Below are 19,236 nucleotides of genomic sequence, written 5' to 3' on the forward strand. Positions count from 1 at the left end.
GCACCGGGGGGGTGCCCCGGGGGCCCTCGGCGGCGCCCTGGGCGACCGGGTGGTCGGCGGGGGCGCCGCCGCAGCGGCGGGCCCCCACGGCGCCCGCGCCGCGCTCGTCCACCGCGGGGAGGACGAGCTCGGTGGCACCGCCGCCCCCGCCCATCCGGGCGAGCGCGCCGGGGAGCCGGGGCGGGGTGCCGTGGGTGCTCATCAGTACCACCACGGGACCTCGCGGCCGGTCGGCGAGGGCGGCCAGCAGGCGCGCGGAGTCCGGGTCGGCGTGGCGTGCGTCCTCGACGACGACGAGGGTGGGACGCGCGTGGAGAGCGGCCGCCAGCAGCTCGTCCGGGCCGCCACCGGGGGCGGACAGCGACTCGTCCCGGCCGTTGCCCGGGAGCGGCATCGGCTCGTCCCAGCCCTCGCCGCGAACCGGCATCGGCTGGTCCGCGCCACCACCGGGAACCGGCATCGGCGCGCCAAGGCCGTCGGCCGCGGTCGTCCGGCTCGCCAGGAGCGCGCCGGTGAGGGCGTGCGGCACGGTGGCGGCGGCCGGGGTGGCGCGGGCGGTCAGCACCTGGAGGCCGCGGCGCTCGGCGGCGTCGGCAGCCCAGTGCAGCAGGGCGTGCTGGCCGTGGCCCGGGGGCCCGGTCACGACGACGACGGCGGAGCCGCCGCGTTCCAGCCGTGTCAGCGCCGAGGTCACTCGTCCCCGGGCCCGGCCGCAGTGCGCCAGGAGGGGATCAACGAGCGGCACGGACGGGCCTCCCGTACGCCACCGTGGGCATTCCGGCGGGGGGGTCCGGCGGGCCGTCGGGGGGCAGCGCGGAGGCGAGGGCGGCCCGGTCGCCGACCCCGAGTTTGCGGTACACGCCGGTGAGGTGCATCTCCACGGTCCGCACGGTGACGAACAGCGCTTCGGCTATCTCGCGGTTGCTCGCCCCGGCGCGGGCGAGGGCGGCGACCTTGCGTTCGGTGCGGGTGAGGAGGTCGGTGCGGGACCCGGTGGCCTTGCGCATGCGTCCGCCGGCGGTGACGAGGCCGCCGCGGGCGGCCTCGGCGAGCGCGAGGGCCCCGCACTGCCGGGCCAGGCCGACGGCGGTGCGCAGGTGCTCGCGTGCGGCGGGCTGGTCTCCGGCCGCGAGCAGGGCCCGGCCCAGGTAGTACTCGGCGCGGGCGTGTTCGGCGCGGGCGGGGGAGCCGGCCAGCCACTCCACGGCCTCGGTGTGGAGGACGACGCCTTCGGGACCGGGGGTGGTCAAGGCCAGGGCGTGGGCGGCGAGTCCGAGGGCGCGCGGGGTGCCCCAGGCCCGGGCGGGGCCGGTCCAGCGCTCGGCGAGCTCGCGGGCCTCGCCGGTGCGGCCCAGGGCGGACAGCTGGCGGACGGCGTGCACCCACCAGGGGTGGAAGACGGCGTTGGCGACGCCCGTCGCCGCCAGGGCGTCCCCGCAGGCGGCCAGGAGCGCGACGGCGCCCTCCCGGTCGCCGAGCCCCCGCCGGGCGCGGGCGCGGGCCATCAGGTAGGCGGGCTGCTCCAGCACATGGCCGTCCAGGTCCCGCGGCTCGATCCGGGCGAGGGCCTCCTCGGCCCGCCGGGGCTCGGCGTGGTCGACCAGGGCGGTGGCCAGCACGATATGGGGCATCGTCAGCCCGGCGCACTGGGGATCCTCCGCCGTCAGGCCCATGGCGGTGCGGGCGTCGGCGAGCGCGTCGGGGATCGCGCCGATGCCGTGCAGCACGAGCGAGCGGGCGGTCAGGGCGAGGGTGTACACGCGGGCCTCGCCGTATTCCTGACCCTGGGTCAGGACCTGGTCCAGGGCGGTGAGCGCGTCGTCGACCTCGTCGGCGAGGGCGAGCGGGAAGGCCGCGGCGAAGGCGGCCCAGCCGCCGGGCTCGACGCCCGGGGAGCGCAGGGCCCGGCGGGCCTGGACGACCGTCCGCTCCGCCGAGCGGCCGTCGAGGGCGGTCAGGATGCTCATCATGGCCGCCTTCTGCCGCTGGGCGGGGGTGTCGCCGTGGGGCAGCGTCATGCGCGCGGCGCGGTCGCGGACGGCGGCGATCGTCTCCCGCCGGACGATCCCGGCGAGCAGCAGGACCGATTCCAGGAGCGCGGCCAGCTCGCGGTCGGCGGGGCCGGTGCGGGGCCCGGCCCCGGCGGTGAAGGCGGCCAGGGCCTCGTCGAGGACGCGGACGGCGGCGGTGAACCGGCGCAGGGCCACGCAGGTCAGCCCGTACTGGGCGGCGACGGCTGCCTTCGTGCGCGGGTCGGTGGGCAGAGCGAGCGCTTCCTCCAGAAGCGGGAGGGCCTCCTCGGGGTTGATCTCGGCGAGCGCCCGGGCCAGTTCGGTGCGGGCGGACAGGTCGTCCGGCTCCGCGCGGAGCACGGCGTGGAGGTAGCGGGCCGCCGTCTTGTGGCCGCCCCGGGCGGCGGCGCGTGCGGCGGCGTCCCGCAGGGCGGAGGCCATCCAGGGCGGTACGGGGCCGGGCAGCCGTAACACGTGTTCGGCGATCTCCTCGGCGGGGCGGCCGGCGTCGCTCAGCAGCAGGACGGCCCGGGTGCGCAGCGCGGTCAGCTCCGGGTCGGTGAGCGGGGCGAGGACGGCGGCGCGGGTGGCGGCGTCGATGAGGCCGGCGCGGCCGGGGGCGGCGAGGCCGGCGCGGCGCAGTGCGGTCAGGGCGTCCTCGACGAGGGCGGTGGTCACTCCGGCGAGGGCGGCGACGCGCTGCGGTTCGTCCTCGCCGAGCACGGCGAGGGCCGTGGCGACGTCGCGGACCCAGCCGGGCTGGTGGTCGAGCCGCCGGTGGGTGGTCGTGGCGGTCATGGCGGCGCAGAGTTCGGCGGCGCGGCGCGCGCCGTGCTCGTCGGGCGCGGTGCCTTCGGCGCGCAGGGTGCGCAGGGCGTGGGTGAGGGTGCGGGGGTTGCCGCCGGAGGCCGCCGTGAGGTGTCCGGCGAAGGCGGGACCGACGGGGGTGCCGAGGATCCGCCGGGCGAGCTCGGCCGATTCCGTTTCGGTCAGCGGGCCGAGCGGGAGGACGGTGGTGCGGTGGGGTGCGCCGACGGCGGCCAGGACGTCCCCGGCGGCGGGTTCCGCTTCGGGGCGGTGGGCGAGGACGACCAGCAGCGGCAGGTGGTGCTCGGCGCGGCGCAGCAGGAAGTCGAGCCAGCGCAGGGAGTGTTCGTCGGCGTGGTGGGCGTCGTCCAGGACGAGGGTGAGCGGACGGTCGGTCATCAGGTTGCCGGTGAGGCGGTACAGGCCGTGGAGGACCTGGTGCGCGGGCGGGGCGGTCGTCGTCGCGCGGGGTGTCAGGGCGGGCAGGGCGTGGTGGGCGCCGCCCCGGAGGAGGGGGGAGGGGCCGCCGGTGAGCCCCAGGGGACCGAACAGGGCGCGCACGGCGCCGTAGGGGGCCGTGGTGACGCCCTCGGGTATCTCGGGCAGGCCGTCGTAGGCGGTCGGGGCCCGGTGCGCGGCGGGTTCCCGGCCGCAGGCCGCGTAGAGGGTCCGGGTACCGCGGGCCGCCTGGTCGTCGAGGAAGGCGCGCAGCAGGCGGGTCTTGCCGATGCCGGAGGGGCCACTGAGCAGGACCGCCTGGGCGTGGCCTGCGTGGGCGGAGGCGGCGCGGGCGACGAGCGCCGCCAGCTCCCCGCCGCGACCGGTCGGCGACTCCTGTAAGCCGCCGGCGCGCGGGCGGTGCAGCACGGTAGTTCTCCTCACGCCCCTGGGGGGATTCGGCGCTCAGACATCGCATTCCGCTCAAGTCCCGCCAAGGTGGATCTTGCGGCACCTCGTCAGGTCTCTTGTCACTCTAGAGTGTTTTGTATGACTAGGGGTTCCACTTGTTCGAACTCCTGGACATTAGAACCTCTTCCCGTCTTGGCGTGGTAAGGGAAGATGCCCGGCGCGTCGTGCCCGGAAGGAGTCTAAGGATTTCCCGGGACGTGGCATGAGATCACAGTGCGGGGAGGCCGTCCGGCCAGCCCGGGGCGCCCCGCGCCCCGCCCCTGCGGCCACCACTGAAAGGGATGCCATGGACTCCGCGCGACGGCCGATCCTGTTCGTCAGCCTTCCGGAGAGCGGGCTGCTCAATCCGCTGCTCGTGCTGGCGGGCGAACTCTCCCGGCAGGGCGTGGAGGACCTGTGGTTCGCCACCGACGAACCGCGCCGCGAGGACGTGGCGCGGATCGTCGAGCGCTCCCCGGTGGAGTTCGCCTCGCTCGGCGAGGTGATCCCGGAGCTGTCCGCCGTGACCTGGGACGACGAGGTCTACCGGGAGGTGACGCAGTCCTCCCGCTTCCGGGCGCACCGGGCCGTCATCCGGCAGTCCTACAAACCGGCCCTCCAGGCGGGGAAGTTCCGCAAGCTGGAGGCCGTCGTCGACAAGGTCCGGCCGGCGCTGATGGTCGTCGACTGCATGGCGGGCTTCGCCGTCGACCTGGCCATCGCCCGGGACATCCCGTTCGTCCTGAGCGTCCCGTTCCTTCCGAGCAACGTCCTCACCTCGCTCAACCCCTTCGCCAAGGGCCACACCCCCAAGGACTTCCCGGTCCCCCACTCCGGGCTGCCGCGGAAGATGACCCCGGCGCAGCGCCTGAGCAACGAGCTGTTCAAGTACCGGACCCTGGCGATGTTCTTCAACCCGGCCATGGGCAAGGTGCTCCAGGAGGACACGCGGATCCGCAAGGAGCTGCGCATCCCGCCGCCCAACCCGATGACCAGGATCGACAAGGCCGAGCTGGTCCTGTGCAACTCCATCGCCGAGCTGGACTACCCCTTCCCGGTGCCGGAGAAGATGCGGCTGGTGGGCGCGATGATGCCGCCCCTGCCGGAGACCCCGGACGACAAGGGCGTCCGCACGTGGCTCGACGAGCAGTCGTCGGTCGTCTACATGGGCTTCGGCACCATCACCCGGCTGACCAAGGACCAGGTCGGCGCGCTGGTGGAGGTGGCCCGCCGGCTGGAGGGCGAGCACCAGGTGCTGTGGAAGCTGCCCAAGGAGCAGCAGCACCTCCTGCCGCCGGCGGACTCCCTTCCGGCCAACCTCCGCATCGAGAGCTGGGTCCCCTCCCAGCTCGACGTCCTCGCCCACCCCAACGTCAAGGTGTTCTTCACCCACGGCGGCGGCAACGGCTTCCACGAGGGCATCTACTTCGGCAAGCCCCTGGTGGTGCGCCCCCTGTGGGTGGACTGCTTCGACCAGGCCGTACGCGGCCAGGACTTCGGCATCAGCCTGACCCTCGACCGGCCCCAGACCGTCGCGGTCGACGACGTCGTCGACAAGCTCACCCGGGTGCTCGGCGACCCCTCGTTCCGCGAGAAGGCGGAGCGGCTGGGCGCCCTCCAGCGCGCGGCGGGCGGTCGTGAGACGGCCGCCGGACTGGTCCTCGGTCTCCCCGCGCTGGCCTGATCAGAGAGGAACCCATGTCGTTCAAGTACCCTGTCTCCCGCCCCACGCTCGACGGCAAGGAGCTCGAGTACGTCACCGCCACCATCGGCGATGGCTGGATATCGTCCCAGAGCCCCGTCATCCAGCGGTTCGAGCAGGCCTTCGCGGACTGGAACTCGGTCGCCCACGGCGTGGCCTGCTCCTCCGGGACGGCCGCCCTCACCCTCGCCCTGCGGGCCCTGGGCGTAGGCCCCGGTGACGAGGTGATCGTCCCCGAGTTCACCATGATCGCCTCGGCGTGGGCGGTCACCTACACCGGTGCCACCCCCGTCTTCGTCGACTGCGCCGACGACCTCAACATGGACGTCACCCGCATCGAGGAGAAGATCACCCCCCGGACCAAGGCAATCATGCCGGTGCACATCTACGGCCGGCGCTGCGACATGGACGCGATCATGGACATCGCGTTCCAGTACAACCTCCGGGTCGTCGAGGACTCCGCCGAGGCCCACGGCGTCCGCCCGGTGGGCGACATCGCCTGCTACTCCCTCTTCGCCAACAAGATCATCACGGCGGGCGAGGGCGGCATCTGCCTCACCGACGACCCCCGGCTCGCCGGCCAGCTGGCCCATCTGCGCGCCATGGCCTTCACCCGGGACCACAGCTTCCTCCACAAGAAGCTCGCCTACAACTTCCGGATGACCGGGATGCAGGCCGCCGTCGCCCTCGCCCAGGTCGAGCGGCTGGACGAGATCCTCGCGACCCGCCGGGAGCTGGAGAGGCGCTACGACGAGGGCCTCGCCGGCATCCCCGGCATCACCCTGATGCCGTCGCGCGACGTGCTGTGGATGTACGACCTCCGTGCCGAGCGCCGCGAGGAGTTGCGCGCCTTCCTCGCCGAAGCGGGCATCGAGACGCGGCTGTTCTTCAAGCCCATGAGCCGCCAGCCCGGCTACCTCCACCCCGACTGGCCCTCGCTCAATGCCAACCGGTTCGCGGAGGACGGCTTCTACCTGCCCACCCACACCGGGCTGACCGCCGCCGACCAGGACTTCATCACGGGCCGGGTCCGCGAGTTCTACGACGCCGGGTGACCGGCCCCGCCGGCCCGCCACGAGGGAATGAGTTTCCGACATGACCCACGCCGACCCGATGGTGGTCGACTTCCCGCTGCGCAAGCCCGGTGAGGCCTTCCCGCCTCCCCGGTACTCGACCTACCGCGAGCAGGAGGGGCTGGTCCTCTCCTATCTGCCCAACGGCAACAAGTGCTGGCTGGTCACCCGGCACGAGGACGTCCGCGGCGTCTTCACCAACCCGAAGATCAGCTCCAACCCGGACCACAAGGGCTTCCCCAACATCAGCGAGACCATGGGCGTGCCCCGCCAGGAGCAGATCCCGGGCTGGTTCGTGGGGATGGACTCCCCCGAGCACGACCGCTTCCGCAAGGCGCTCATCCCGGAGTTCACCGTGCGACGGGTCCGGGCCATGCGCCCGGCGATCGAGGAGACCGTCGACAAGCTCATCGACGAGCTGCTCGCCTCCGGGAACTCCGCGGACCTCGTCGCCGACTTCGCGCTCCCCGTACCCTCCCTGGTGATCTCCGCCCTCCTCGGCGTGCCCCCGGTGGACCGCGACTTCTTCGAGTCCCGCACCCGCACCCTGGTCGCCATCCGCTCCTCCACCGACCAGCAGCGCGACACCGCCACCAAGGAACTCCTGCGCTACATCAACCGGCTCATCGACATCAAGTCGAAGTGGCCCGGGGACGACCTGGTCAGCAGGCTGCTCGCCACCGGTACCATCGCCCCCCACGAGCTGTCGGGCGTCCTGCTGCTCCTGCTGATCGCCGGCCACGAGACCACGGCCAACAACATCGCGCTGGGCGTGATGACCCTCCTCCAGAACCCCCAGTGGATCGGCGACGACCGGGTGGTCGAGGAGACGCTGCGCTTCCACTCGGTCGCCGACATCGTCTCCCTGCGGGTGGCCGTCGAGGACGTCGAGATCGCCGGGCAGCTCGTCCGGGCCGGCGAGGGCATCATCCCGCTGGTGGCCGCCGCCAACCACGACGAGCAGGTCTTCTCCTGCCCCCACGCCTTCGACCCCTCCCGCACCGACCGCCACCACGTGGCCTTCGGCTACGGCATGCACCAGTGCCTCGGGCAGAACCTGGTGCGCGTCGAGATGGAGATCGCCTACCGCAGGCTCTTCGAGCGCATCCCCACCCTGCGGCTGGCCGTCCCCGTGGAGGAACTCGCCTTCAAGCACGACGTCGTACTCTTCGGGCTGCACGAGATGCCCGTCCAGTGGGAGAGCTCCTGATGCGTATCACCGCCGACAACGAGCGCTGCATCGGCGCCGGCCAGTGCGTGCTGACGGCCCCGGCCGTCTTCGACCAGGACGACGACGGCCTGGTCACCGTCCTGGCCATCGAACCCGGCGCCCAACTGACCGACGCCGTACGGCGGGCGGGCGACCTCTGCCCGTCCCGGGCCATCACCGTGCACGAGGACTGACGCACTCGACGCCCGGCCGCCGTGCCCTCCCACCCCCACCGAGAAAGGACCCGAGCCCTTGAACAGCGCGGACAACGACCTGGCCCTGTGGGCCCGGCGCTACCACCCGGCCACGACCGCCACCACCCGGCTGGTCTGCTTCCCCCACGCGGGCGGTTCGGCCAGCTTCTTCCACCCCGTCTCGGCCCGGTTCGCCCCCGGCGTCGACGTCATCGCCCTTCAGTACCCCGGCCGTCAGGACCGCCGTCACGAGCCCTGCGTCACCGACATCGCCACCCTCGCCGACCGGATCACCGACCGGCTCCTGGAGCTGGACGACAAGCCCACCGTCTACTTCGGCCACAGCATGGGGGCGGTCCTCGCCTTCGAGGTGGCCTGGCGGCTGGAGCGGAAGGGCGCGGCGTCCGCCCCCAGGGCCGTCATCGCCTCCGGCCGCCGGGCCCCCTCCACCTCCCGCCCCGAGACCGTGCACCAGCGCGACGACGACGGCGTCATCGCCGAGCTCAAGATCCTCAACGGCACGGACGCCGGTGTCCTCGGCGACGAGGAGATCCTGCGGATGGCCCTGCCCGCGATCCGGGGCGACTACACGGCGATCGAGACCTACCGCTGCCCCGAGGACCGCGTCATCGGCTGCCCCGTGACCGTCCTCACCGGCGACGCGGATCCCCGCACCTCCCTGGACGAAGCCAAGGCCTGGGAGCGGCACACCGAAGGGGACTTCCGGCTCGAGGTGTTCCCCGGCGGCCACTTCTTCCTCACCGGCAATCACGTGGCCGTGAACGCCGAGATAGCCCGCGAACTCGGGAAACTCTGATGCGCACGCTCCTCGTCGACAACTACGACTCCTTCACCTACAACCTCTTCCACTACCTGTCCGAGGTCAACGGCGAAGAGCCCGAGGTCATCCACAACGACGACCCGGCGTGGCGCCCGGAGCTGCTCGGCGCCTTCGACAACGTCGTCCTCTCCCCCGGCCCCGGAACCCCCCACCGGCCCGCCGACTTCGGGTTCTGCGCGGAGATCGCCGCCGAGGGCCGGATACCCGTCCTCGGCGTCTGCCTGGGCCACCAGGGCATGGCCCTGGCCCACGGCGCCCGTGTCGGCCGGGCGCCCGAGCCCCGCCACGGCCGGGTCTCCCCCGTCCGGCACGACGGCACCGGCCTCTTCGAGGGGCTCCCCTCCCCCCTCGACGTCGTCCGCTACCACTCGCTCGCCGTCACCGACCTCTCCCCCGACCTCGAACCCACCGCCTGGTCGCCGGACGGCGTGGTCATGGCCCTGCGCCACCGCACCCTCCCGCTGTGGGGCGTGCAGTTCCACCCCGAGTCCATCAGCACCCAGGGCGGCCACCGCGTCCTGGAGAACTTCCGAAAGCTGACGGAACTCCACCAGCGCGCCACGAACACCCCCCGCGCCGCCACGAGAACGCCGAGAACCGCCCCCGCCCCGGCCGGCCACGCCCCCACCCGGCGGCTGCGCGTGCTGACCGAGAGCCTCCCCACCCACTGGGACCCCGAGGTCGTCTACGACCGGCTCTTCCGCACCGGGAACCACCCCTTCTGGCTCGACAGCAGCCGCTCCGGCGGCCCCCTCGGCGAACTCTCCGTCATGGGCGACGCCTCCGGCCCCCTCGCCCGCGTCGCCACCGCCGACGTCGCCCGCGGCACCGTCACCGTGACCGCCACGACGGAACCCGCCCGGACCGTGCCCGGCGACTTCCTGACCTGGCTGGAGGAGGACCTGCGCGCGGCCCGCGCCGAAACCCCCGGCCTGCCCTTCGACTTCGCCCTCGGCTGGGTCGGCTACCTCGGCTACGAGCTCAAGGCCGACTGCGAGGGGAACGCGGCGCACCGGCCCGCCGAACCCGACGCCGTGATGGTCTTCGCCGACCGCGCCGTCGTCTTCGACCACCGCACGGACACCACCCATTTGCTGGCCCTCGCCGAGGACACCGACGAGGCCCCCGCCCGCGCCTGGCTGCGGACCACCGCCGACCTCCTCGCCGGGACCGCCGGCCACGCCCCCGGCCCCTGCGACCCGCCCGTAGAGCCCGGCACCACCGGGATCCGGCTGCGGCACGACCGCGACACCTACCTCAAGCTCATCGCCGCGTGCCAGGAGGAGATCAAGGCCGGCGAGACCTACGAGGTCTGCCTCACCAACATGATCGAGGCGGAGGCCGACCTCGACCCCTGGCAGGCGTACCGCTTCCTGCGCCGCACCAGCCCCGCCCCCTTCGCCGCCTTCCTGGACTTCGCGGACCTGTCCGTCCTCAGCACCTCCCCGGAGCGCTTCCTGCGCATCGACCGGAACGGGCTGATGGAGTCCAAGCCCATCAAGGGCACCCGGCCGCGCGGCGGTTGCGCCGAGGAGGACGCGGCCCTCGTCGCGGAGCTGGCGTCCTGCGAGAAGGACCGCGCCGAGAACCTGATGATCGTCGACCTGGTCCGCCACGACCTGGGCCGGTGCGCCGAGATCGGGTCCGTCACGGCGTCCCCCGTCTTCCAGGTGGAGTCCTACGCCACCGTCCACCAGTTGGTGAGCACGGTCCGGGCCAGGCTCCGGGAGGACGGCTGCGCGGTCACGGGCGTACGGTCCGCGTTCCCCGGCGGCTCGATGACGGGCGCGCCGAAGATCCGCACCATGCAGATCATCGACCGGCTGGAGGACGGCCCCCGCGGCGTCTACTCCGGGGCCATCGGCTACTTCTCGCTGACCGGCGCGGCCGACCTGAGCATCGTCATCCGCACCGTGGTGCTCAGCGGCGGCAACCTCCGCTACGGCGTGGGCGGCGCGATCATCGCGCTGTCGGACCCGGAGGCGGAGTTCGAGGAGACCGCGGTGAAGGCCACGCCGCTGCTCAAGCTGCTCGGCGCCGAATTCCCCGGGCGCGCGCCCGTGACCCCCATGACCGCCGTGCCGGCCCCGGCCGGGGACCCCGGCGCCCTCATCTGAACCTCCGGGAGTGACGATGCCCGTCCGCACCACCGACTACACGATCGACCCGCCGGCCGGTTCCCCCGGCGCCCTGGGCGGCTTCACACTCCCGGACGTGTTCCAGGCCGCCGTGAACGCCGCCCCCGACGCGGTGGCCCTCGTCGACGGGGACCGCTCCCGGACCTGGCGGCAGTGGCACGCCGACGTCGACGCCCTGGCGAGAGGCCTCCAGGAGCTCGGGATCGCCCCCGGCGACGTGGTGGCGGCACACCTGCCCAACAGCTGGGAGTTCCCCACCCTCCACCTGGCCGTCGCCGCCGTCGGCGCCGTACTGCTGCCCGTCCATCAGGGCAACGGCCCCAAGGACGTCCACGCCCTGCTCAGCCGGGTGGAGCCCGCGCTCGCCGTCCTCCCCGCCGCCACCCAGAACGGCGGCGAGCACGAACTGACCGTCCGTCACCTCCTGCGGACCGTGCCCTCGCTGGGGACCGTCCTGCTCACCGGGGCGGCCGGCGAGGCGGAGGACGAGCCCGGCACGGCCCGGCTGGACACCCTGCTGGCCACCTGGTCGGGCAGCGCCCCCCACCCCGTGGCCGTCACCCCGGACATGCCGTTCGTGCTCATCCCCTCCTCCGGCACCACCTCCGCCCGGCCGAAGATCTGCCTCCACAGCCACGACGGACTGCTGTCGAACACCTCGGCCGTCACCGCCGAGGCCCCGGAGGCGTTCGCCCGCGCGGTCCTCACGGCCTGCCCGCTCACCCACCTCTTCGGCCTCCAGTCCCTCCACTCGGCGCTGTTCGCCGCCTGCCGGCAGGTGCTGCTGAGGTCCTGGGACCCCGACCGCTTCCTCGCCCTGGCCCGGGAGGCCGGCCCGAGCGTCGTCTTCGCCGTCCCCGCGCAGCTCCACGACGTCGTCACCCGCCTCGCGGAGACCGGCGAACCGGCCGGCTTCCGGCCCCACGAGGTACGGACCGCGGGCGCGGCCGTACCGGGCGCGCTCGTCACGGGCGTACGGGCCGCGCTCGACTGCGCGCTCGTCGTCGTCTGGGGGATGTCCGAACTGGGCACCGGCACCCGCACCGGCGCCGACGACCCCGCCGACGTCGCCACCCGCAGCGTGGGCCTGCCCACGAGCGGCGCCGAGGTCCGCGTCGTCGACGAGGACGGCCGCGACCGCCCCCCGGGCACGGTCGGCGAACTGCGCTACCGCGGCCCCGGGATGTTCCGCGGCTACTACCGCGATCCGGAGCTCACCCGGGCCGCCGTCACCGACGACGGCTGGCTGCGCACCGGCGACCTGGCCGTCCTCGGCGGCGACGGGCGGGTCGCCTTCCACGGCCGGTCGGCCGAGATCGTCAACGTGGGCGGCCGGAAGTTCAACGCCACGGAGGTCCAGGGCCTGCTCGCGGACCTCCCCGGCGTGGGCCCCCTCGCCGTCCTGGGCGTACCGGACCCCCGCCTCGGCGAATACCCCTGCCTGGTCGTCACCGAGAAGGCCGACCCCTCGGTCGGCCTCGCGGAGGTGACGGACTTCCTGCGGCGGCGCGGCGTGGCCGACTACAAGATCCCGCTGGAACTGGTCACGGTGCCGGAGCTCCCGCTCACCCCCGCCGGCAAGCTCCACCGCCGGGCGCTGGAGAAGGCGCTCGCCTCGGGCGAGATCGCCCGCGGCCCGGTCTGCGACGGCCCGGACCGGCGGCCGTGCACCGTCGAGGAGGCCCTGGACCTCGTCCGCACGTGCGTGGCCGACGTGCTCGCGCACGTACCGGCGGACACCGTCCCGGCCGGGGCGACCTTCCGCGACCTGGGCCTCGACTCGGTCCTCGCCATCCGGCTGCGCAATCTGCTCCAGGAGGCGACGGGCCTGCCCCTGCCCACCACCCTCGCCTTCGACTTCCCCACACCGCTCGCCGTGGCACGCGCCCTGACCGGCCGCCCCGACGAGGAGGCGGCACGGCAGGCCGTCCCCGCACGGGGCGCGGACCCGGAGGAACCCATCGCCGTCATCGGCATGGCCTGCCGGCTGCCGGGCGGGGCGCACTCCCCCGAGGAGCTGTGGGCCCTCCTCGCCGACGGCACCGACGCGGTCTCCGGCTTCCCCACGGGCCGCGGCTGGGACCTCGACCGGCTCTTCGACGCCGACCCCGAGCACCCGGGCACCTCCTACGCGCGCGAAGGCGGCTTCCTCCACGACGCGGGCCACTTCGACGCGGGCTTCTTCGGCCTCTCCGACCGGGAGGCCCTGGCCACCGACCCCCAGCAGCGACTGCTGCTGGAGACCTCCTGGGAGGCCCTGGAACGGGCGGGCATCGACCCGACGACCCTCAAGGGCACCCGCACGGGCGTCTTCACCGGAGCCATGTACCACGACTACGCCACCGACCGGACGGGCGCGGCGGCCGGGCTGGAAGGGCTGCTGGGCATCGGTACGGCCGCGAGCGCGCTGTCCGGGCGCGTCGCGTACACCTACGGCTTCGAGGGCCCGGCCCTGACGGTCGACACGGCCTGCTCGTCCTCGCTCGTCGCCCTGCACCTGGCGTGCCAGTCCCTGCGGTCCGGCGAGTCCTCCCTGGCCCTGGCGGGCGGTGTGGCCGTCATGGCGACGCCGGCGTCCTTCGTGGAGTTCTCCCGGCTGCGCGGCCTGTCCCCCGACGGGCGCTGCAAGTCCTTCGCGGACGCCGCCGACGGCACGGCCTGGTCCGAGGGCGCGGGACTGCTCCTGCTGGAGCGGCTGACCGACGCGCGCCGCAACGGCCACCCGGTCCTGGCCGTCGTCCGGGGCTCGGCCGTCAACCAGGACGGCGCCTCCAACGGCATCACCGCCCCCAATGGACCCGCCCAGCAGCGCGTCATCCGCCAGGCGCTCGCCAACGCCGGGCTCTCGGCCCGGGACGTCGACACCGTGGAGGGCCACGGCACCGGCACGGCCCTCGGCGACCCCATCGAGGCGCAGGCGCTGCTGGCGACGTACGGCAGGGACCGGGACGCGGACCGGCCGCTGTGGCTCGGGTCCGTCAAGTCGAACCTCGGGCACGGGCAGGCGGCCGCCGGCGCCGTCGGCGTCATCAAGACCGTGCTGGCACTGCGCCACGGCGTCCTGCCGAAGACACTCCACCTCGACGAGCCGTCCTCCCACGTGGACTGGTCGACGGGCGCGGTGGAGCTGCTGACGGAGGCGCGGGCCTGGCCCCGGGAGGACGGGCGGACACGCCGGGCGGGAGTCTCCTCGTTCGGGATCAGCGGCACCAACGCGCACGTGATCCTGGAGGAACCACCGGCGGACGCCGTAATGCCCACGGAACCTTCCGGTGCGGACGGGCCGGCCGCCCCCTGGGTCCTGTCCGCCCGTACGGACGCGGCCCTGCGCGCCCAGGCGCTGCGGCTGGCCGAGTACGCGCGGGCGAACCCCGCCCTGCCGGCCCGGGACATCGGCTACTCCCTGGCCACCACCAGGGCCCTGCACGGCCTGCGGGCCGTCGTCACAGGCTCCTCGCGCGAGGAACTGCTCGCCGCCGTCGCCGCGTTCGCGAGCGGCGAGCGCGCGCCCGGCGCCGTGCGCGACGAGAGCGCGCCCGGCGACCTGGCGTTCGTCTTCACCGGTCAGGGCAGCCAGCGCCTCGGCATGGGCCGCCGGGCCGCCGCGGCCTTCCCCGTCTTCGGCGCGGCGCTGCGCGAGGTCTGCGCCGCCCTCGACCCGCTGCTGGAGCAGCCGCTCACCTCGGTGATGTGGGCGGCCCCCGACTCCGAGGAGGCCGGGCTCCTCGACGACACCGCGTACGCCCAGCCGGCGCTGTTCGCCGTCGAGGTCGCGCTCCACCGGCTGTTCACCTCGTGGGGGGTGGTCCCGGACCATCTGGTGGGCCACTCGGTCGGCGAGATCACCGCCGCCCATGTGGCGGGGGTCCTCGGTCTGCGGGACGCCTGTGCTCTGGTCGCGGCCCGGGGCAGGCTGATGGGGGCGCTGCCCCCGGGCGGCACGATGGTGGCGGTCCGCATCGCCGAGGACGAGCTGACGCCGTGGCTGGCCGGGCTCGCCGGCACCGTGTCCGTCGCCGCGGTCAACGGCCCGCGCTCGGTGGTGCTGTCGGGAGCGGAGGGCCCGCTCACCGGGCTCGCCGACCGGCTCGCCGCCGCCGGGCACAAGACCCGGCAGCTCGTGGTGAGCCACGGTTTCCACTCGCCGCTGATGGAGCCGATGCTGGCGGAGTTCCGGGAGGTCGTCGAGGGCCTGTCCTTCACCGCGCCGTCCGTCCCGGTCGTCTCCGCCCTCACCGGCCGCCTCCTGACCGCCGAGGAGGCCCGCGACCCCGGCCACTGGGTGCGGCACGTACGGGAACCCGTACGGTTCAAGGACGCCGTGGACCGGCTGCGGAGCGGGCCGGCCGCGACGACGTGCTTCCTGGAGCTGGGCCCGGACCCGGCACTCACGCCGATGATCGACGAGTGCGTCCAGGCCACGGCCGTCCGGCCGGGGGCCGTCACGATCGTCCCGACGCTGACGACCGGTCAGGACGAGGCGCGGGCCGCGCTCACCGCCGCGGCCCGGCTGCACGCCCACGGCGCGTCCGTCGACTGGCGGGCCGTGCTGCCGGCCGCCGTGCCGGTGGCCCTGCCGACGTACGCCTTCCAGCGCCGCGAGTACTGGGTGACCTCGGCGACGGCGACCACCGCTCCCACGATGCCGGCCGTGGCGCCCTCGGTGCCTTCCGTCGACGACGGGGGTGCTTCGCCGTTGCGGGACCGGCTGGCCGGGCTCGACGGGCCCGAGCGGGACGAGCTGCTCCGGGACCTGGTCCTGGCCGAGGTGACCGCCGTGCTCGGCGGGCGCGGGCCGTGGGGCGAGGAGGCCGATGCGCAGCCCTTCACGGAGATGGGCGTCACGTCCGTGAACGCGATCGAGCTGCGCGGACGGATCACCGAGGCGACCGGCGTCCGTCTCCCGGCGACGCTGGTCTTCGACCACCCCACCCCGGACGCCGTCGTCGCCCTGCTGCGGGAACGCCTGGAGGAGGCCGCGACCCGGTCCCCGCGCGGGGTGGCCGGCCTGGTGGACGAGCTGGAGTACCTGCTCTCCACGGGTGTCACGGTCAACGCCGAGACGGCGGCCCGGCTGCGGGCCCTCGCGACCCGCTGGGGCCCGGAGGACGTGCCCGAGGCCGACGCGCCGGAGAGCGGGCTGGACCTGGACTCGGCCAGCGACGAAGAGCTGTTCCGGCTGATGGACGGGGGGTGACGGGCGCCCCGACGTTCGGGGCGGTGGGTGCCGTGGGCGACCGGAAGGGCCGCCGGCTCCGAGGCCGTGCGCCGGCACCCGTTCCCGGGGCCGGCGCACCCTCACCCGGCTATGCGCCTGCCCGCCGGGCCATGGAGTACAGGGGCCAGCCGTCGTGGTCGGCACTGCTGGACACGTCCGCGAACCGGCCGCCCGCCCGCAGCAGTTCGGGCACGGACTCGCCGTGGACGTGCCCGTGCTCCACGACGAACCCGCCGCCGGGCCGCAGCAGCCGCTCGGCCGCGGCCACGACGTGCCGGATGACCCGCAGCCCGTCCGGCCCGCCGAAGATCGCCTGCCGGGGCTGGTGGGTACCGAACTCCGGGGGCACCTCCGCCCCGTCCGGCATGAACGGCGGGTTCGCCACCACCAGGTCCACCCGTCCGGTCAGCTCCTCCAGGAGCCCGGGGCGGGTGACGTCCGCCTCGTGCAGGACGATCGGGGTGTCGCCCAGCCCGATGCGGCGCTCGCGGTTGCGACGGGCGAAGTCCAGCGCCAGCGGGTCGAAGTCGACGGCGTGCACGGTGGCGTCGGGCCGCCGGTGGGCCAGGGCCAGCGCGATCGCGCCCGAGCCGGTGCACAGGTCGGCCACGAGCGGCGCGGGGACGTCCGCGACGGCCTCCAGCCCGCTCGCGAGCACCAGCTCGCTGTGCGGTCGGGGGACGAACACCCCGGGTCCCACGGCCACTTCGATGCCTCCGAGCTCGGCGAGGCCGGTCAGGTGGCCCATCGGCGCCCCGTCGGCCCGGCGCCCCACCAGCCTGCGGAACTTCGCGGCGACCCGGTCGTGCGGCTCGAAGTCCGCGGCCAGCTCGCCCACCTTTCCGCCGAGCACATGGGCGGCGATCTCCTCGACCTCGCCCCGCGGGGACGGATGCCCCGTACGGCGCATGATCGCCACCGCCTCGTCCAACAACACCTCGAGGTTCTCTCGTGCCATGGCTCCTCCATCTGCCCGGCCAACACTCGACGTACGCCGAAGCAGCAACCATGCACCCGACAGCCCTAGGTGAGACCCGAGACTTTTCGTGTTACGGCCGGTGGCCGGTCAACTCCCGGGTCCCGCATGCTCGCTGTCGAAATAGCGGCGTTTTTCGCCACCTCACCCACCTGCGGGAGATCAGCCATGAGTGGGCTCACCGTACCTGTCGACGCCCCGATGGCCGGGGACGACATCATGATCGAGACCGAGGACGTCGGCAAGGTCTTCGGCTCCGTACGCGCGCTGGACTCGGTGAACATCGCCGCCCGGCGTGGCACCGTCCTCGCACTGCTCGGACACAACGGCGCGGGCAAGACGACCCTCGTCAACATCCTCGCGGCCGCCGTGCCGCCCAGCTCGGGCCGGGCCAGAGTGGCCGGTTTCGACGTCACGCGCGAACCCCGGGAGGTCCGCCGACGCGTCGGCCTCACCGGCCAGTTCGCGTCGGTCGACGCCCAGCTCAGCGGACGGGAGAACCTCGTTCTCATCGCCCGGCTGCTCGGCGCCGACCGCAGGTCCGCCCGGGCCAGGGCCGACGAACTGCTGGAGCTCTTCGGGCTCCAGGACTTCGCCACCCGACGGCCGGGCACCTACTCCGGCGGCCTGCGCCGGCGCCTCGACCTCGCCGCGAGCCTCGTCGGCCAACCGGACGTCATCTTCCTCGACGAGCCCACCACCGGGCTCGACCCGTCCAGCCGGCTGCGGCTGTGGGAGATCGTGGAGGGGCTCGTCGCCCGGGGCACCACGGTCCTGCTCACCACCCAGTACCTCGACGAGGCGGACCGGCTGGCGGACTCCATCGCGGTGCTCTCCGCCGGCTCCGTCATCGCCGGCGGCACGGCCGCCGAGCTCAAGGCCACCGTCGGCCAGCGCACCGTCACCGTCACCCCCGACCCGGTCAGCGGCCCGGACGCCGCCGCGGCGGCCCTGCGCCGGGCCGGGCTGGAACCGGTGCCGGACCGGGAGAACGGCACGGTCGTCGTCGCCATCGAGGCGTCGAAGGACATCGCGGCCGTCATCAGGGCCCTCGACCAGGAGGGCATCGAGGCGACGGAACTGTCCTTCGGCGAACCCAGCCTCGACGACGTGTACCTGGCCCTGGCCGACCAGCAGACACGCCCACGGACGACGGCACCGGCCGCCCTGTAACACCCCCTCACACAGCCCATATCCCTTACGTACATGCTCATGTTCACCGTGGAGACTCCATGACCGCACCGCTCACCCGGACCCCGGAGGACCGCGAGGCGACGCCGAGCGCCACCGCTCCCGGGCCGCCGGGCCCCACCGCCTGGTCCGGCAGTTCCATGCTCGGCCAGGTACGGGTGCTCACCGGCAGATCCCTCCGGGCGATGGCGACCGACCCCGGCACGGTCCTGTTCGGCCTGATCCAGCCCGTGATCATCCTCTTCGTCCTCACCCAGGTCTTCAGCAAGATGGGCCACCCGCCCCACTTCCCCAAGGGCGTCAGCTACCTCGACTTCGTCCTGCCGGCCGTCCTCGTGGACAACGCGGTCCAGTCCGCCATGCAGAGCGGCGTGGGCCTCGTCGACGACCTCAAGAACGGCATCGTCGCCCGGCTGCGCTCCCTCCCCATCCACCCCAGCTCGCTGCTCATCGCCCGCAGCATCTCCAGCCTCGTGCGCAGCGCGATCCAGGTCGTCATCATCCTGGTGCTGGGCATCACCGTGCTCGGCTACTCCCCCAAGGGCGGCGCGGGCGAACTCGCCGCCTCCGCCGGGCTGACGCTCTTCATCAGCTGGACGCTGGGCTGGGCGTTCATCGCGGCCGGCGCCTGGCTGCGGCGCGCCGAACCCATGCAGAACCTCGCGATCATCGCCATCTTCCCCCTGATGTTCGCCTCCAGCGCCTACGTGCCCGTCGACGACCTGCCCGCCTGGCTCCGGGTGGTCGCCGAGGTCAACCCGCTGACCTACGCCATCGACGCCACGCGCGCCCTGGCCCTCGACGTGCCGGGCGCGGATGCCGCGCTGCCCGCGGTGCTCATCAGCGGCTGCGTCGCCGCCGCGGGCGCCGTGGCCGCGGTGCTGGGCTTCCGGCGCCCGCTCTGACGCGTAGCCCCTTCCCTCGTATACGGCGCTGCCCGTACCGGATTCCGGTACGGGCAGCGCCGTTTGGGGTGAGGGGCCGGT

12 protein-coding genes are annotated in these 19,236 nt (G+C 74.0%); 9 read left to right on the top strand and 3 right to left on the bottom strand.

The genetic code is table 11. The features are described from left to right. On the bottom strand, positions 1-745 hold a 745-nt coding region (locus tag AB0E98_RS09525), incomplete at its 3' end, for an ATP-binding protein (RefSeq protein WP_361700451.1). Beyond that, positions 732-3,686: an AAA family ATPase gene (locus AB0E98_RS09530; protein WP_361700454.1), complete on the bottom strand. Its 2,955-nt coding sequence runs from the start codon at positions 3,684-3,686 to the stop codon at positions 732-734. The genes AB0E98_RS09525 and AB0E98_RS09530, both read right to left, overlap by 14 nt. Before the next feature lie 328 nt (positions 3,687-4,014). Here AB0E98_RS09530 and AB0E98_RS09535 point away from each other — a divergent pair, with 328 nt between their 5' ends. From AB0E98_RS09535 to AB0E98_RS09565, 7 genes are read left to right on the top strand one after another with little or no spacing between them, the layout of a single operon-like run. Next, positions 4,015-5,391, top strand: a complete 1,377-nt coding sequence (locus tag AB0E98_RS09535) for a glycosyltransferase (RefSeq protein ID WP_361700456.1) — start codon at positions 4,015-4,017, stop codon at positions 5,389-5,391. A gap of 14 nt (positions 5,392-5,405) precedes the next feature. Then, entirely contained in the window at positions 5,406-6,464 is a 1,059-nt protein-coding gene (locus AB0E98_RS09540; RefSeq protein ID WP_361700459.1) for a DegT/DnrJ/EryC1/StrS family aminotransferase, read from the top strand. Positions 6,465-6,504: 40 nt separating this feature from the next. Further along, positions 6,505-7,692 (top strand): cytochrome P450, encoded by a 1,188-nt coding sequence (locus AB0E98_RS09545; RefSeq protein ID WP_361700462.1) that lies wholly within the window; start codon positions 6,505-6,507, stop codon positions 7,690-7,692. After that, complete coding sequence (locus AB0E98_RS09550) at positions 7,692-7,886, top strand: ferredoxin (protein WP_361700464.1); 195 nt, start codon at positions 7,692-7,694, stop codon at positions 7,884-7,886. The genes AB0E98_RS09545 and AB0E98_RS09550 overlap by 1 nt, the downstream gene beginning before the upstream one ends. 58 nt (positions 7,887-7,944) lie before the next feature. Then, on the top strand, positions 7,945-8,703 hold the full coding sequence (locus AB0E98_RS09555; RefSeq protein ID WP_361700467.1) for an alpha/beta fold hydrolase: 759 nt from the start codon (positions 7,945-7,947) through the stop codon (positions 8,701-8,703). After that, the gene (pabB, locus tag AB0E98_RS09560) at positions 8,703-10,844 is read left to right on the top strand and encodes an aminodeoxychorismate synthase component I (protein ID WP_361700469.1); all 2,142 of its coding nucleotides are present in this window, start codon (positions 8,703-8,705) and stop codon (positions 10,842-10,844) included. Before AB0E98_RS09555 ends, pabB begins: the two co-directional genes overlap by 1 nt. 16 nt (positions 10,845-10,860) lie before the next feature. After that, positions 10,861-16,062, top strand: a complete 5,202-nt coding sequence (locus AB0E98_RS09565) for a beta-ketoacyl synthase N-terminal-like domain-containing protein (RefSeq protein ID WP_361700568.1) — start codon at positions 10,861-10,863, stop codon at positions 16,060-16,062. 109 nt (positions 16,063-16,171) lie between these two features. Here the strand turns inward: AB0E98_RS09565 and AB0E98_RS09570 are convergent, their stop codons facing one another. Beyond that, positions 16,172-17,041 carry a HemK/PrmC family methyltransferase gene (locus tag AB0E98_RS09570; protein ID WP_361700472.1) on the bottom strand — a complete coding sequence of 290 codons (870 nt, stop codon included), beginning with the start codon at positions 17,039-17,041 and terminating at the stop codon, positions 16,172-16,174. 186 nt (positions 17,042-17,227) lie between these two features. Between AB0E98_RS09570 and AB0E98_RS09575 the strand changes: the two genes are divergently transcribed. Both AB0E98_RS09575 and AB0E98_RS09580 read left to right on the top strand, forming a co-directional pair. Beyond that, complete coding sequence (locus tag AB0E98_RS09575; protein ID WP_361700475.1) at positions 17,228-18,232, top strand: ATP-binding cassette domain-containing protein; 1,005 nt, start codon at positions 17,228-17,230, stop codon at positions 18,230-18,232. A 59-nt stretch (positions 18,233-18,291) separates the two neighbouring features. Next, positions 18,292-19,155, top strand: a complete 864-nt coding sequence (locus AB0E98_RS09580; RefSeq protein ID WP_361700477.1) for an ABC transporter permease — start codon at positions 18,292-18,294, stop codon at positions 19,153-19,155. The last annotated feature ends 81 nt before the right edge of the window (positions 19,156-19,236 follow it).

The organism is Streptomyces sp. NPDC037389 (assembly GCF_040636475.1).
Lineage (GTDB): Bacteria > Actinomycetota > Actinomycetes > Streptomycetales > Streptomycetaceae > Streptomyces > Streptomyces hesseae.

Excerpts from the sequence above, each read along its gene's own strand:
- AB0E98_RS09535 (WP_361700456.1), top strand. The coding sequence starts at position 4,015 with ATGGACTCCGCGCGACGGCCGATCCTGTTCGTCAGCCTTCCGGAGAGC.
- AB0E98_RS09540 (WP_361700459.1), top strand. The coding sequence starts at position 5,406 with ATGTCGTTCAAGTACCCTGTCTCCCGCCCCACGCTCGACGGCAAGGAG.
- AB0E98_RS09545 (WP_361700462.1), top strand. The coding sequence starts at position 6,505 with ATGACCCACGCCGACCCGATGGTGGTCGACTTCCCGCTGCGCAAGCCC.
- AB0E98_RS09550 (WP_361700464.1), top strand. The coding sequence starts at position 7,692 with ATGCGTATCACCGCCGACAACGAGCGCTGCATCGGCGCCGGCCAGTGC.
- pabB (WP_361700469.1), top strand. The coding sequence starts at position 8,703 with ATGCGCACGCTCCTCGTCGACAACTACGACTCCTTCACCTACAACCTC.
- AB0E98_RS09565 (WP_361700568.1), top strand. The coding sequence starts at position 10,861 with ATGCCCGTCCGCACCACCGACTACACGATCGACCCGCCGGCCGGTTCC.
- AB0E98_RS09570 (WP_361700472.1), bottom strand. The coding sequence starts at position 17,041 with ATGGCACGAGAGAACCTCGAGGTGTTGTTGGACGAGGCGGTGGCGATC.
- AB0E98_RS09575 (WP_361700475.1), top strand. The coding sequence starts at position 17,228 with ATGAGTGGGCTCACCGTACCTGTCGACGCCCCGATGGCCGGGGACGAC.
- AB0E98_RS09580 (WP_361700477.1), top strand. The coding sequence starts at position 18,292 with ATGACCGCACCGCTCACCCGGACCCCGGAGGACCGCGAGGCGACGCCG.